Source organism: Clostridium psychrophilum, from assembly GCF_018861705.1.
GTDB lineage: Bacteria > Bacillota > Clostridia > Clostridiales > Clostridiaceae > Clostridium_AD > Clostridium_AD psychrophilum.
Map to the genome: position 1 here is coordinate 1 of NZ_JAHLEC010000075.1, position 16,098 is coordinate 16,098.

At 29.4% G+C, this 16,098-nt stretch carries 13 protein-coding genes; 3 read left to right on the plus strand and 10 right to left on the minus strand.

Features of this window, described 5'->3' with window-relative positions:
- Positions 1-374 precede the first annotated feature (374 nt).
- The gene (locus KPL38_RS13655) at positions 375-1,253 is read left to right on the plus strand and encodes an AEC family transporter (RefSeq protein WP_246577972.1); all 879 of its coding nucleotides are present in this window, start codon (positions 375-377) and stop codon (positions 1,251-1,253) included.
- 110 nt (positions 1,254-1,363) lie between these two features.
- On the opposite strand, the gene KPL38_RS13660 is transcribed toward KPL38_RS13655, so the two are convergent.
- The 6 genes from KPL38_RS13660 to KPL38_RS13685 all read right to left on the minus strand — a co-directional run bounded on the left by KPL38_RS13660 (position 1,364) and on the right by KPL38_RS13685 (position 7,568).
- Positions 1,364-1,789, minus strand: a complete 426-nt coding sequence (locus KPL38_RS13660) for a VTT domain-containing protein (RefSeq protein ID WP_312884225.1) — start codon at positions 1,787-1,789, stop codon at positions 1,364-1,366.
- Positions 1,790-1,838: 49 nt separating this feature from the next.
- Complete coding sequence (locus KPL38_RS13665) at positions 1,839-2,921, minus strand: sensor histidine kinase (protein WP_216289708.1); 1,083 nt, start codon at positions 2,919-2,921, stop codon at positions 1,839-1,841.
- Positions 2,918-3,601, minus strand: coding sequence for a response regulator transcription factor (locus tag KPL38_RS13670; RefSeq protein WP_216289709.1), 684 nt, complete (start codon positions 3,599-3,601; stop codon positions 2,918-2,920). Before KPL38_RS13670 ends, KPL38_RS13665 begins: the two co-directional genes overlap by 4 nt.
- Before the next feature lie 116 nt (positions 3,602-3,717).
- Positions 3,718-4,161: a class I SAM-dependent methyltransferase gene (locus KPL38_RS13675; protein WP_312884223.1), complete on the minus strand. Its 444-nt coding sequence runs from the start codon at positions 4,159-4,161 to the stop codon at positions 3,718-3,720.
- Positions 4,162-4,421: 260 nt separating this feature from the next.
- Positions 4,422-6,614, minus strand: a complete 2,193-nt coding sequence (gene katG / locus KPL38_RS13680; protein WP_216289710.1) for a catalase/peroxidase HPI — start codon at positions 6,612-6,614, stop codon at positions 4,422-4,424.
- A gap of 255 nt (positions 6,615-6,869) precedes the next feature.
- The gene (locus tag KPL38_RS13685; RefSeq protein WP_216289711.1) at positions 6,870-7,568 is read right to left on the minus strand and encodes a FadR/GntR family transcriptional regulator; all 699 of its coding nucleotides are present in this window, start codon (positions 7,566-7,568) and stop codon (positions 6,870-6,872) included.
- A 982-nt stretch (positions 7,569-8,550) separates the two neighbouring features.
- Between KPL38_RS13685 and KPL38_RS13690 the strand changes: the two genes are divergently transcribed.
- Positions 8,551-9,063 carry a GrpB family protein gene (locus KPL38_RS13690; RefSeq protein ID WP_216289712.1) on the plus strand — a complete coding sequence of 171 codons (513 nt, stop codon included), beginning with the start codon at positions 8,551-8,553 and terminating at the stop codon, positions 9,061-9,063.
- Between the two features lie 887 nt (positions 9,064-9,950).
- Here KPL38_RS13690 and KPL38_RS13695 read toward each other — a convergent pair.
- From KPL38_RS13695 to KPL38_RS13705, 3 genes are all read right to left on the minus strand, one after another.
- Positions 9,951-10,835 carry a nitroreductase family protein gene (locus KPL38_RS13695; protein ID WP_216289713.1) on the minus strand — a complete coding sequence of 295 codons (885 nt, stop codon included), beginning with the start codon at positions 10,833-10,835 and terminating at the stop codon, positions 9,951-9,953.
- A gap of 54 nt (positions 10,836-10,889) precedes the next feature.
- Positions 10,890-11,141 carry a fatty acid kinase subunit FakA-related protein gene (locus KPL38_RS13700; RefSeq protein WP_216289714.1) on the minus strand — a complete coding sequence of 84 codons (252 nt, stop codon included), beginning with the start codon at positions 11,139-11,141 and terminating at the stop codon, positions 10,890-10,892.
- Positions 11,142-11,850: 709 nt separating this feature from the next.
- Positions 11,851-12,156 (minus strand): DUF6897 domain-containing protein, encoded by a 306-nt coding sequence (locus tag KPL38_RS13705; protein ID WP_312884224.1) that lies wholly within the window; start codon positions 12,154-12,156, stop codon positions 11,851-11,853.
- A 634-nt stretch (positions 12,157-12,790) separates the two neighbouring features.
- Between KPL38_RS13705 and KPL38_RS13710 the strand changes: the two genes are divergently transcribed.
- Entirely contained in the window at positions 12,791-15,445 is a 2,655-nt protein-coding gene (locus tag KPL38_RS13710) for a CHC2 zinc finger domain-containing protein (RefSeq protein ID WP_216289715.1), read from the plus strand.
- A 319-nt stretch (positions 15,446-15,764) separates the two neighbouring features.
- On the opposite strand, the gene KPL38_RS13715 is transcribed toward KPL38_RS13710, so the two are convergent.
- Positions 15,765-15,962, minus strand: coding sequence for an Rpn/YhgA-type helix-turn-helix domain-containing protein (locus KPL38_RS13715; RefSeq protein ID WP_216289716.1), 198 nt, complete (start codon positions 15,960-15,962; stop codon positions 15,765-15,767).
- Between the last annotated feature and the right edge of the window lie 136 nt (positions 15,963-16,098).

The following is a 16,098-nucleotide window of genomic DNA, read 5'->3' on the forward strand; positions in this document are numbered from 1 at the left end:
ATTTTGTTAGAAGAATAGCAAAAATAAACGTTTTTTTATTGAAAAACTTTTTCAACTCTTTTTACGGTGGAAGTTAACTCTGCAAAGTGGAAGTTACTTTTTCAATTCACCCTAATATTTTAATAACTACACTCTCCAACACCATTAATATCATTTCCATCTGAAATATTATGAAATGCGATATTTAATATAGAATAAGTTGGCTGTAAAATTAGGTGTTAGTGTTTTAACTTTGATATAATAATTACAATGGATTTTTATTTTGTTCATAGTAAATTGTTTTTAAAATATCTTAGAAAAGTTAAATTAAATCAAACAAAAATATTTAAAAATTGGAAGTGTTTAAAATTAATAACGTAAATTCACAATTTATTTTGTCTTTAATAATCATAGCAATAGGATATACCTTTAAAAGATTAAACTTAATAAAAGAAGAAGATGGCGATGGAATGTCAAGAATTATATTCAACATCACTCTTCCCTCATTAATTTTTGTTACATTTAATTCAATGAAAATAGATCATTCTTTAATTTTACTTACTATAATAAGTGCTGGATATGGCATTATAATGTCATTTATTGGGGTATTTATTTTTAGAAAAGAACAAAGAAATATGAGAGGAACGCTGGCTATGGTAGTCCCTGGTTTTAACATAGGATTGTTTGCATACCCTTTAATTCAGTCAATCTGGGGAAAAAGTGGATTGAAATATATTGGTATGTTTGATATGGGCAATTCACTTACAATGTTTGTTTTCTGTTATATAATTGCAGCTTATTTCTCTTCAACCGAAACAAAATTAGAAATCAAAGAAATCGTAAAAAATTCTTTTAAATCAGTTCCACTTATGGCTTATATAATTTCATTATTTGTAAATCTAGCTGGATTTCACCTTCCCTCACCTTTTATAGCTGTTTGTGGGATAATATCTAAATCAAATACACCTTTATCTCTGTTACTCCTTGGTGTGTTCTTAAACTTCTCAATAGATAAGTCTCATTATAAAAACATAATAAAAATCTTAACTATACGATATAGCATTGGTCTAATTATTGGAATAATGTTGTTTTTAATTTTACCTTTTGATTCAATGTTTCGATATACAATTCTTATCGGATTAATACTTCCAATTGGTATGGCAGTTATACCTTACGCTGTACAATTTAATTATGATAAAAAACTGATTGGAACTTTATGCAATATAACTATGATATTAAGTTTTGCACTCATTTGGATTATTATTGCATTATAACCTTGTTATAACTATAAAAATTTAAGAAAAATGATATATAATGATTCAAATGATATTAAGTTTTATAAAAGAACTCATAATGGTATACCTTTATACGATAACTCACTATTTCATGCTAATGAAGAGTCTTTTTCTTTCCTCCCTGAATTATTATTAATTTTGTTCCAAATAACAAATGTATAATACGATACCAAGATAATAACAACAATTGCTAAAGTCTTAAAGAAGAAAGTACCTTGAATTCCAGTTCCTAAAAATCCATACAAAAATATCATAGGAGAATCTGCCATTAATATAATAACTATGCATTTTTTGTAATTTAATTTGATGCACGCTGCTGAAAGGGTTATTATATCTGATGGGGTTACAGGGCACGCAATGCCTAGTGCTAGAATTTTATATCCATATTTTTTAAGAATGGCTATTGTAACCCTATTTTTTTCTAAAAAGTTTTCCCCTAATAATTGATTTTGAAAATATCTTCCAACAGCATACATGATGCTTTGAGATATAGCTAAAGATAAAACTCTTAAGATTTATTAAGAATATTAATATAAGAAATTAAAAAACATAGTAAAATTTCAACTATGCCTTTTGAAGTAAAATATTAAATTTTATGGTGTTGTTGCTACACTCAGCCCATACCTTTCCGCTATGAAGCTCTATAATTTTCTTTGATATTGCAAGTCCTAAGCCCGAACCCTCAGTTTCACCGGTCCTTGATTTATCTAACCTATACATTTTCTCAAATATCTTTTCTAACTCTTCTTTGCTTATGTTTTCCCCTTTATTTTCAAAGCTTATTTTTATATTATTATTAATTTCCATCATGCTAACTTTAAAAATAGTGTTAGGAAAGCTATATTTCTCAGCATTTTTAACTATATTTTCAATCACCCTAACCATCTTTTGAATATCTATTTCACAATAAAGCTCCTCTGCAGTACTTTCTATTTCTACTTTTATATTTTTTTCATTAAAAAAAGGTATTTGTTCTCCAACAATTTGATTTACCAATGTAGCTATATTGAAAGGAATTTTTTCTAAAGTGGTAATATCATTAGTAAGTTTAGTATATTCAAACAATTCATTGATTATTTTTTTTAAGCTTATACTCTTGTCATAAGCTACATTTAAGTAATCCTTCTGCACATCTTCATAGGAGAACTTATCATCTTTAAGTAACTCTAAATATCCTATTATTGAAGTTAACGGAGTTCTTAAATCATGGGAAACAGCTACAATCAATTCATTTTTAGCCTTTTCAATCTTCTTTTCCTTTTCATAATTCTCCTTCAGCCGGTTAGACATAATATTGATACTATTTGCTAAGTCAGTAATTTCATCATTGCCCTTAAAATCCAATTTTTCAATGAAACTTTCATTTGTGATGCTGCCTACCTTGCTTATAATATATTTGAGATATCTAATTCTTTTGTTTATTCCAAACAAGAAAATAGCCACAAAAATACTAATGGGAATAATCAATAAAAGAACTGAATAAGTATTGTAAGTTCTAACTAGAGTATCTCCTGTTGTGTTTGAATTAATCACAAAAGAATACAGGCTCCTCGCTATAACAAGCAAAACTATAGTACTTATTAATAAAGCGAAAGCAACTAGACAAATTAAATCTGTTGCTAATTTATTATATATTTTATTCTTCATATTTTATATCCAACTCCCCATACGGTCTTAATGTATTGAGGATTTTTAGAATCAATTTCAATCTTTTGCCTTAAATTTGTTATATGTACCGCTATAGAAGTATCAGAGACTGCAAAACTCTCTTTCCATACTGTTTCATATAATTTTTCTATAGTAAATACACTTCCTTTATTTCTAGCCAAGCATTCCAGTATATCAAATTCCTTTGGTGTTAATTTTATTTTTTCACCCCTAACTGTAACTTCATGAGTGTCAGTATTTATAATTAAATCCTCTATCTCAATTATATTTTTACAAGTTGGCATATAATTAAATTTTTTATATCTTCTAAGTTGCGCCTTAACTCTCGCAAGAACTTCCATTGAACCAAAAGGCTTTGTAATGTAGTCATCTGCACCTACAGTTAGCCCCTGTATTTTATCGATTTCTTCCCCTTTAGCTGATAAAAATATTATTGGCATTGTATACTTTTCTCTTATTTTTATACAAGTGGCTACACCATCTAAAATTGGCATCATTATATCTAGTATTATTAAATCAGGTTCATTACTTTCGAGTGACTCTAAAGCTTCTTTTCCATTGCAGGCATTAAAGACCTCATAACCATCATTTTTTAGATAAACTTCAATTAAATTTCTTATACTTTTATCATCATCTACAACTAGAATTTTTTCCTTCATAGTTCCTCCTTCACTCTGCATTTCAATACATATGCAGGTGGCAAATTTATCATTGCTTTCTTCACCTTTACATTATTAAAATATTTTTCTAAGAACTTCTTTTTTAATAAAGAATACTAAAAAGTTATAAATTCTCCTTCATTGCTTAATATATCCTTTGTGTTCTTTAATATAGTATTTGAAATATTTACTGGCAATACCGTAAAAGGAAGCCCGGATACAACATAATCCACCTGTTTAATATTATACTCTTTTAGATATTTTTTTATATTCTCTGCCCCATCATTTATAATTTTAACATTTTCCTTGTAGCCATACATACTAAATAAATTCTCATAAAATTCTTTGTTATTCTCGATAACAAGTAATAATGTGTTCTCTTTTTTTCTTGCAATAAGTTTTTCTGTGAAAACACCTGTTCCTGGTCCATATTCTATAATACAATTGCATTTTTTAAAATTAATATCTTCTATCATTTTTCCAGCTAAATATTCACTACTTGGTGCAACTGCTCCAATAAATTTTGGATTTTTAATAAATTCTTTAATAAACTTAAACATATTTAATCTCTCCTTATAAATAACCTTCTATTATTTATCTTATAACAAATAAATTAAGAATTATTAAAGAAAAGTATTAAGAATTATTAAGTTTCTAGTATTTCAATATCACTTTCATATCTTTTTAGAGCTATAAATGTTCATTTTTTAAGCTACCCATTATAATAATAATGGGTAGCTTAATTTTTCTTAATAACATCACCTTATCTATGATATGGTTCTACATAGCCAATAAAAATGAGTTTTTTTATTTAATAATATTATTTAACATCAAAACGGTCTGCATTCATTACCTTATTCCATGCAGCTACAAAATCTTGTATGAACTTTCCCTCATTGCCATTAGATGCATAAACCTCAGCGACTGCGCGAAGTTGTGAATTTGATCCAAATATAAGATCAACGCTTGTTGCTATCCACTTCCTACTCTGCGATTCTCTATCAAAACCCATGAATTTTTCCTTGTATTTAGGTAACATCTTCCACTGGGTATTAATATCAAGAAGGTTTACAAAGAAATCATTTGTAAGACATTCTTCCCTCTTTGTAAACACCCCCTCCTTCGATTCTTTATAATTAGTGTTTAGTACCCGCATACCACCAATTAATAGTGTCATTTCTGGAATAGTTAGTGTTAATAATTGTGCTCTATCAATTAACATTTTATCTGATGTTACTGCATATTTATCTTTTATATAGTTTCTAAATCCATCTGCCTTAGGTTCAAGAACACTAAATGAATTTATATCTGTTTCCTCTTGGGTTGCATCGGTTCGTCCTGGAATAAAAGGGACAGTAATGTTGTACCCTGCATTTTTTGCAGCTTGTTCAATACCAACACATCCACCTAATACAATAATATCAGCTAAGGAAACCTTCTTCCCCTTGGAATGTGACATATTAAAATTCATTTGAATTTTTTCTAGAATATTTAAAACTTTGCTAAGCCTTTCTGGCTCATTAATTTGCCATTCTCTTTGTGGCTTTAATCGTATTCTTGCCCCATTTGCCCCTCCGCGCTTATCTGAGCCACGAAATGTTGATGCCGATTCCCAAGCTGTTGTAACAAGTTCTGATATTGACAAGATTGAATCTAAAATTTTTATCTTAATCTCTAAAATATTTTTATTATTAATCAATTTATAGTTAACTTTTGGCACAGGGTCTTGCCACATAAAGGTTTCTGTTGGAACTTCTGGTCCGAGATACCTTGATATCGGCCCCATATCTCTATGGGTTAATTTAAACCAAGCCTTGGTAAAATTCTCGGTAAATTTTTCTGGATTTTCTAGATAATCCATTGCTATCGATTGGTAAATAGGATCATAAATAAGTGCTAAATCTGCTGTGGTCATCATAGGTCTATGCTTTATTAATGGATCATAGGCATCAACTACCATATCATCTTCATCTACGTCTTTAGCTAACCATTGATATGCTCCTGCAGGACTTTTAACTAATTCCCACTCATGTTTAAATAATGTTTTTAAGTAACCCATTGTCCACTTTGTAGGTTCTGCTTTCCATGCGCCTTCAATCCCACTACTTATGGTATCTGGACCCTTACCAGTTTTATAGTTATTTTTCCAACCCAACCCTTGCTTCTCAATTGGTGCAGCTTCTGGCTCTGGCCCAATATTCGAAGGTGATGCAGCCCCATGACATTTACCAAAAGTATGTCCACCTGCTATAAGAGCAACAGTTTCCTCATCATTCATTGCCATACGAGAGAATGTTTCCCTTATATCATATGCTGATGCTTTAGGATCAGGTTTTCCATTGGGTCCCTCTGGGTTTACATAAATTAAGCCCATTTGCACAGCTGCAAGAGGATTTTCAAGTTTTTTATCATCTTTATTATGCTCATCACCAAGCCACTCTTTTTCATTACCCCAGTAAATATCCTCCTGTGGTTCCCAAAAATCTATTCTGCCACCACCAAATCCAATTGTCTTGAGTCCCATAGATTCGAATGCGCAGTTACCTGTAAGTATCATAAGGTCAGCCCAAGATATTTTATTTCCATATTTCTTTTTTATTGGCCAAAGTAAACGACGTGCTTTATCTAAATTTATATTATCTGGCCAACTATTAAGTGGTGGAAAACGTTGTAATCCTCCCCCTCCACCGCCTCTACCATCACCAGTTCTATAAGTTCCAGCACTATGCCAAGCCATACGAATAAAGAATGGTCCATAGTTTCCATAATCAGCAGGCCACCACTTCTTAGAATCTGTCATCAACTTATATAAATCATTCTTTAGTTCATAATAATTTAATTTTTTAAATTCCTGCGCATAGTTAAAACCTTTAGACATAGGATTGCTTAGCTCTGAGTTTTGACGAAGAATATTAAGCTTAAGCTGATTTGGCCACCAATGCTCATTAGTTGTTCCGCCTCCTGCTACTGCTCTGCTTGTTCTTCCTGTCACTGGACATTTTCCTTCTAACATAACACTATCCTCCTTACCCTTTTTCTTTACTTACCTGCACATCTAATTAATTTATATGTACGTAAAGGTAACGTAGCCTTACTCATATAAATACTACTACTGTAAATTATATAAATATATAACTAATAATATGAGCAAATTGATAAATAATATTGGGTAAGTTATCTGATTTGTTTAGTAATTATTGCACTTGTTTATTATGGAGTTTAAAAAATCAGGCTAACATCTGGTCATAAAGCTATTAGTAAATCTTGTTTATTTAATATTTGTCATATACTCATTTGAAAAATTTATATGTACTTTCATTGCTTTTACACTATCTTCCAAATTGTTTTCTGATAATGCATTATAAATATTTTCGTGTTGTAACCCCAAGACTTTTGTATTTTCTTTTATCTCTACAATTTTTATTAATGCATCCTTCCTATATTCATCAACTAGCGAAGAAACTGCATTCATCATATTAAGTATCAAAATATTATGTGCTGCCTGCGCTATCTTGTAATGGAATTCTTTATCAAGACTTATGCTTAAATTTCGGTCATAAGTTTCCTTCATTTTAATAACTAATAATTTTAATTCCTGAAGTTCTTGAGAATTTATCTTTTTTGAAGCAAGCTCTACAGTTTCAACTTCGATAGCCATCCTAAGCTCAAATATTTCTTGGGATGTATTTTTTTGAAGCAGAAACATTATTGAAAGAGGCTCATATAAACTATTTTCTGTATTTGTCCCAATAAAATTTCCTTCACCTTGTCTGCATTCTATAAGGCCTATATTTTCCATTGATCTTAGAGCTTCTCTAATTGAAGATCTACTAACTTTAAGTTTTTCAACAAGTTCTCTTTCAGATGGTAGCTTGTCACCTATTTTTAGAGTACCGTCAGAAATCATATTTTTTATTTGCTGTATAACTTGTTTATACACCTTAGTTACTTTTATTTTATTAACCATAATTGCTTCTCCCCCTCGCTTTAAAAAATCACATTAATTATTTATATACTCATAATAGTATAAAACTCGGGAATAAAGAAGTCTTTGGGTTAAATAAAAAGTTGCTTTTATTTTATAAATATTGGTGTTGTTAAATAAAATTTATATACTTATTTAAACGCAACCAATAGACATGTGACTGCTAATGCATGCAGGACCCCAAAAGACATTGTTTTGTCTTTTGGATTCCTTTTTTATTGATTTTGGCGAAAATTTTAGAATGTATTGATTATTATAAAAAAGAGCTGCAAGTAACAATACAGATATCAAAACCTGAATGGCAACATTGCTACACGAAAAACGAATTCCCATTTGTTGCGAATTTGAATGACCAAGTCTCATTTTACCATAATTTTAAAAACTATCCATGTTACATTTGTATCCGAATTATTTCTTTTATGCATAATTGCTCTTGTGATCTTTAATCGCTGGACCATGCCTCCTGAAAAACTTTTCACGTAATCGTGTTGTCGATCCGTTAATCCTCTATCTAAATTGTTATGTTGAGCTACAACTCCAATTCTTTTTCTAGCCTCCGCCGGATTCCATCTGTGTTGTAATGATACTAATAGTAGTATAGTAAAATTTATATATCAATAAATAAAACGCTCATCTATACTAGTACAGAATTAAATGGATTGTTTAGTTTATTGGATATGAGTAAATTATTGAATGGACTAAGAGTGAAATACAGATGTACTTTTAGTTAATACAAGGGATATTCTGTATAACTGGACTAAAACCTTATAACCATTGAAAGTAATCACTTTGTTTAAATATATCTATGATATTAAGCTTTATATAAAACTCATAAGGGTATACCTTTATACGATAGCTCACTATTTCATGACATCTGTTGTATAAAATAATATTTTAAAAGGGTTGTAGGTGTATTGTATCGAATAGGACAATTAAGCAACTATTTTATATTGGAGGTAACCAAATGAAAACTAAAAAAGTGATTGTTGTTCCATATGATTCTAAATGGAGTATTGAATTTAAAAAAATAAAATTGTATTTAGAAAAATCACTTGAAAACAGTATTGTCGCAATTGAACATGTAGGAAGCACTTCAATAGAAGGGTTATCCGCTAAACCAATTATAGATATAGATATTATTATTCAAAGCTATGATAAATTTGAAGATGTCAAACTTCGTCTGAAAAATTTAGGTTATTATCATGAAGGAGATTTAGGCATAAAAAATAGAGAAGCTTTTGGATATATTGAAAAGCATGAGTTCATGACTCATCATTTATACGTTTGCCCACGAAATTTTAAGGAATTAAAAAGGCATATTACTTTTCGAAATTATTTGAGAACACATAAGGAAGATAGGGAAAAATATAGCGTAATTAAATTGCAAGCAGCAATAAAGTATCCAACAGATATTGATAGTTATATAGAAACTAAAAGTCCTTGTATTGCTGAAATTTATAAAAAATGTGGCTTATGAACATTATCAGGTCATAAAGGTCGTACTCGTAAAACAGTACCCTTAATTCGATATTATCTATTATCCTTATTTTCACTTTTGTTGGCATAACATACCTCCTCAAAATATTTGATTATTTACTTCAACATATTTTACAATATTGAATAAATTGTATTTTTAGAATATACACAACAGTATATAAAAAGAGTTCTTTACTTTTGAATTTTTATCAATTTCTTAATTTCATTATTTATAATATTAGGATTTGTTTGGTGTATAGCATGCGTTGAACCCTTAACAATCATTTGCATACTATTTGTAGACCACTCTTTCAATGCTTATAGTTGTTTAAAATTATCAGGCAATAGCTTAATATTTTTTGAAATATACCCTGTCTATCTACTTTTTCTATATCTTTTATGGATAAATAAGCTACAAAAACACCTATAATCGCAAGAATGATAGGAATTATGATTATAGCTCTAATATATTTTATTTTAAAAACATTATACCTTAATTTTCTATTTATAGATAATTATTATTAATTAAAAATAAGTCTTTACAAATACCAATTACCGTGTTATTATTAGTTCATAAACAAAGAAACAGAATTAACTTAGTACAAGAAGTGGAAGTACTTCCACAAAGATATTAACTTTCATTAGATAAAGTAAAGAAATCGCTAATAGAAAGGGGATAGTCCAATGTATAAAATTAAATCTTCAGAGTTTTTAGAGGGTAGCAAAAGTTTATAAATAAGAGGTCTTTAGGGTATGTAATAAGACAAAGAAAAATAACTTAAATTAGAATAAATTGCTACACTCTACTTAATTTAAAATTGAATATTGAATATACGTATATATTAAAAGAGAATTCATTTATTGAATTCCCTTTTGTTGATAAAAATATTATTTAGACCAGCTACAACAATATTCCCAGTCATTTGGTATACTAATACTTTTTATTTCTACCCACGTACCTTTTAATCCAAGTTCATTTGCAGATAACTCAAAATGACATTTAGCTATACCAATGTCGTTTTTTTGCATATCATAACCAGCTACTCCATAGCCTTTTGTTCTGCAAAGGAAAAAGTGATATGCATTCTCATCCTTTATAATTCTCCAAGGTTGTTTGTTTGAAGCAGAAGGTCCCAGTCTTACCATCTCTAATGCAGCGGCATATTGACCTGCACTATCTTCACTTAGTGGTACTAAACTATCCGCTACAAAAAACAATTCACTCCATGGTTTTCGTTTATTAGCGCCAATAACTGTCCTCATAACTGATTCAAAAACTCTAGGCTTTTCTTTTTTTATTCCCACGGGAGAAACTATAGGTATGAATTCATTATCAACTAAACTCATATTTTGTTCAAAATTACTCTTATTAAAAGTTCCACCGAGCCAACATGTTTGAATCCCCAAATCCGTTGCAAAGAGAATAATTTTTTCGAATAAATACCCAAATTCAAGCGCATCTTTTTCTTCTTTTTCAAATATTGCAATAATAAATGAATTCGCACCTGATATAAACCCATATGTCCCTAATTTTTTTGCTTTGCTAGAATCATTATCATTACTTTGTATAAATATAACCCTAGCCCTTAATTTTGTTTCTTCATTACTCTTTTTAATATAATCCTTTAGCTTTTTAAGGGTTACACTTTCAATATTTTTTTGATCATATGATCTGCTTGATGTCCTCATCTTTATAAGTTCAATAACTGACTTTTGAAATTCCATACTTGCTCCTTTTAAGTTATCATTGAGATTGGGTTTAAATATACCCATAAACTTCCAAATATCAATTCTAACCTTCTTATGTTTTTAAAAGTTCATATACATTTAACCTTTAAGACCCATGGTTTGACGTTCCATATTTTCTACAACGACATCATAAATTTCTCCCAAAGAAGTACAATACTCAAGCACCTTCCATGGCGTATTGGTGTGATAATGGATTTTAATAATTTCATCGTCACCAACCGCAAGCAAAGAATCACCTTCAATATTGTTTCTGATATATTCATTTATTGTATCTTCAGAAAGATTATGTCCTTCTATTAATAATTGGGTATCAAATTTGTATTCAATCATACTACACTCTCCTTTGTTATTTCTATTCTACAAATTATTATTTTTCTGCTCAACATATGGAAATTACTGCATAAAAACTTTTTTATCATATTGAAATATTACCGTGCAGTAATATATTTACTCAATCTAGCGATATCTAATTTAATAGTATTATACCATATTTTTCAAGTCATATACTTTTTCAACATCTTTATTAAACATGGTCGTTTTTAATGCATTATATTTTTCTTTTAATTTTCCATTTTTAGATAATTATTATTAATTAAAAATAAGTCTTTACAAATATAAATTACTGTGTTATCATTAGTTCATAAACAAAGAAACAGAATTAACTTAGTACAAGAAGTGGAAATACTTCCACAAAGATATTAACTTTCATTAGATAAAGTAAAGAAATCGCTAATAGAAAGGGGATAGTCCAATGTATCAAATTAAATTTTCAGAGTTTTTAGAGGGTAGCAAAAGTTTATAAATAAGAGGTCTTTAGGATATGTAATAAGACAAAGTAAAATAACTTAAATTAAAATAAATTGCTATACTCTACTTAATTTAAAATTGAATATTGAATATACGTATATATTAAAAGGGAATTCATTTATTGAATTCCCTTTTTGTTGTTAAATCATATCTTGCAGAGCTCATCTCTTACAGAGCTGCTCATCTCTTGCAGAGCTGCACTTATTAACACAAGTTTATTTTTATTTTATTATTAAGTTATTTTAATACTTTGTACAAATTCAGCATTTATAAGTTCTTTACCTTTTTTAGTCTCAACCTCAATCCAATTTTCATTCACATCAATTATTTTTCCAGTTGCACTTGTACCAAATTCCCCAGTGGATATACTACATGTTTTTCCTATATATTTTTTAATCAACTCGTTCGTCATAATTATTAACCCCTTTCTCTTCTTGCTTTTTAAAATTGCCAATTTTTTCATTTCACGTTGTCGCGGTAAAACAATAAAAAATATTACAAACAATGGTATACATATTGCAATCCACGATGAACTCACCTAAATACACCCTCCTCATAATTGCCTTATAATTATCTCTTCGCAATAAATACTCAGTTATAATTTATTAATAACAATCCAAACAACTATCTACTGAATTATAATGTCTTTATTTACTAATGGTAATATTTATTTTCTGTAATTAGTTACTATTTTTATAAATTACCCTTCCATTACAATTTATTCTAATTTATTACCCCCTCTTGTAATCATCACAAACCCTTAAGATATCTAGATTAGAATATAACTATAAATATATATTACAAAAAAACAAAAATACCTTATTTATATAAGTATAAAAATTTCCTATATAAGTGAGAATTAAAATTTAAGAACCCTAATACGCTGCATCCCCCCATGTTAAATTTGTAATGCAATAAGTAAATTACTTATAAACCCTTATATATCAATGATCCAACCTAATTACATATCTCATATTTAGTTACAATATTACTATAATTAGAAAATTCTCGTAATAATTTAAGATTTTGCCTGCAAAAGTTTTGCAAAAGGTCATATATGTTTACTGAAAATGTAATTCAGACCTTATGCTTGTTGTTTTAAAGGATTCTATTCTTTCATAATGCTTAGTGGATCTAAGCCGTACAAAAGTAATTAGGGGGTTCAAAAATTTATGAGAAATAAAATTAAAGAAAGTTGTATACACAAAATACAGGATCATTTAAAAGATTACGTAATGGAACATAGCAATAAGAATAAAAATAGAAAATTTACTTGTTTTAATAAAAGTGCACATAGCCATATGGATAAGGATCCAAGTGCATCCATAGTTCCAGGAAGCAGCGGAAGGCATTGGAACTGCTTTAGTTGTGGAGCTAAAGGTGATATTTTAAGTGCAGTCCAGTATAACGAGGGTATAGATGGCTTCCATAATAGTATGAAATTTTTAAGTGCGAAATACAATATTAATATTGAAATGGAAGACCCTGAGCCTTCTACAAAACGTGACCTTCAGCCAAAACAAAATTCTAGTTATAAAAAGCAGACTACAGCTAATTATTATTATGAGGATGAACTTGGAAATATATTATATAAAATCTGTAGACGAGAATGGCTAGATAATGGCAAAAGAAAGAAGGATTTCATGGCCTATACTAAACATAATAGTGAATGGAGCTTTGGAATAAAGGCAACAAGACATGTTATTTATAACCTACCTAAGGTTTTAGAGGGTATTAAAAATGATAAGACTATTTTCTTTGTAGCAGGAGAAAAATGTGTGGATGCGATTATCAAATTAGGACAAGTTAGAACTACCACTGCTTTTGGAGCTAGGGGATTTTCAGCTTATAGTCCAGATTATGTTGCTTCTTTAAGGTCCGCCAATATAGTAATTCTACCTGATAATGATGAAAGTGGTAAAGCTTATGCAAATGATGTTCTAAGTGCAATAAAGAATGAGGTCAAATCTATAAAAATAATAAACCTTCCAGGCTTAAAACTTAAGGAAGATATTGTAGATTGGGTGGGAAATGGAGGCACTCTTGAAAAGTTAATGGCTTTGGTTAATGCAACAGATGAAACACTTATAGAAAAGATTGCATTGCAGGATAAACCTATAGGTAATATTTATCAAGATAAGTTTTGTTACTACAAATATTATAAAAAACAGATAATTAATATCTCTAATTTTATTATTAATCCTAAATATTATATTGAAAATGAAGGTGACACTCAAATTGTAGGTAATATTATTACAGCGGAAGGTATTATAGGAGAGAGGACATTTAAAACCTCCGATTTTGATGATGTATTATCTTTTAGAAGAGCACTAAACAGCTTTAAGACTTTTTATATAGGAAGGGTTGAGGACCTTCAGTATATAAGATTTATTATTTCAAGTAAAACTAGTGATATAAGAAAGGGCGTTACCTTTAGTGGTTTTCATAGAGTTAATAATCAGTGGCGCTTCGTGACTGAGCATGGTGCTTTGAATTCTGAGGGGAAGGCCACGCTAGATATATCTATGCAAAATCAGTATGCAGAGCTTAATACTAACATTCTAAAAAACGATGTTATAACAAAAGAGGAGCTTTTAGAAATTGCACCATATTTATTTAAATTTAGTATCCTTAAAAATACTGCAGCCATATTAGGTTATGCATGTGGTTTGTTTCTGAAAGAAAAACTTAAACACAATAAAATTCAATACAACCATCTTTTAATAGAAGGTGAAAGTAGTAGTGGCAAAAGTAGCGCTGTAAAATATATTATTACGCCTATATTGTGTATGGAAGATGGAATATTAAATGCGGCGCAGTGTACAGACTTTGCCTTAAACAAAACCGCCAGCAGTAGTAATTTTATACCTCTTATTTTAGAAGAGTACAAGCCTCACATAATAGGTAAAAATAAAGTGGATTTAATATCTGGGGTTATGAGAAATTCCTATGATAACTACAAAGGAATAAAAGGGGTAGCCACCTTAGATAAAAATAGAAGTTTTATTCCAAGAGCTTCAGTTATTTTATCTGGAGAAGTAGGCATAGAAGAAACTGCAAACATAGGAAGGAGCCTTAGAGTTATATTTGCAACTTCCTATTTTGATGATATAACCAAAGAAAGTCTAGAAAAATTAAAGGAGAATTCTATTTTACTTAATAAACTTGGAGCGAGTCTTTTAAAGGAGGCCTTAAAAATGGACGAGGAAAAAATCAAAGAAATCCATAGTGCAATTTTTGAAAAAGCCATTAGTAATAATATTAAAAATGACAGAGTTAAAAACTCCATAGCCAACTGTATGATTGGTATAGCTTTGCTTAAGAGGGTATTTAATGATTTAGATTTGAATATGCAAGAGTGCACAGGTTTTACTATGAAAGAAATTATTACCTCAATAGAAACAGGAGCTTATGAGGACTTGTTAGATGGAGGAACATCGAATAAAACAGTTATAGAACAAAATTTTGAAACTATGAATCGTATGGCAGCTAATAATGAACTTTATAGAAATATCGACTATGATGCAGTGCTGGATTTAGATGGAGATTTTGTACTTCGCCTTAATTATACATGCTTTTATGATAGGTTTGTAAAGTACTGTAGAGAGCATAATGTGACTCATGAGGTGTTGCCACTTAGTAGTTTCAAAAAACAATTAAGTAATATGCAATATTGTAAATCCTACAATAAGCCTGTGAATTTTTCAGTGAGACAAGAAAATCCAAAGAATAAAAAGACTTTTAGGTGTGCAGTTGTTTATATTAAAAATCTTCGCGAGAAGAATGTTGATGTTGATTTTATTGCAGATGATAACATGGTTGATTGATCAACTTCTTTAGTAATAATCAGACTTTTTTTCAATTATTAATTTTTCCAGTTGTTCTCGATAATTCATACTATCATCCTGTTTTGCACTTATACTCTTATTATAAACCATCAAAGCATAAGTGCAAAAGTTTTATTTGGTAATTTTTTACTTTTAAAATATTAAAAGTTTATTTATATTGTGGTTGGAAGTTTTGAATATAAAGTATTATTTTTTCTGAAATTCTCTCTATCACTATGTAGCTCAGCAACACAAGAGGTATAGCAAAATTGATCTTGCTATACCTTTTTTATAATTAAAAAGTTCCTAATGAATTTTTTTAGTTAAACAATTCCTTATTAATACTTTCTACTTCTTCCATTGTTAGTTCAGTACTTTCTACAACTATATCTATGGATACACCTTTGCGTAAAAGTCTCTTTGCTATTTCTACAGCTTTTTTCATTTCGCCTTCTTCTCTACCTTCTTCTCTACCTTCTTCCTTATAGTGCAATTTTCTAATGTCATCTATTGTCATTTTAAATGCACCTCCTCTTTCCTTTTGATAGTGTAAACACTATCTTTGCTTTATTTATTTGAAACCTTGCTATTGCAAGGGTTATAACTGTTTTTAATATAAAAAACAATGACCCCCTCTCTTTTGGTATAATTGT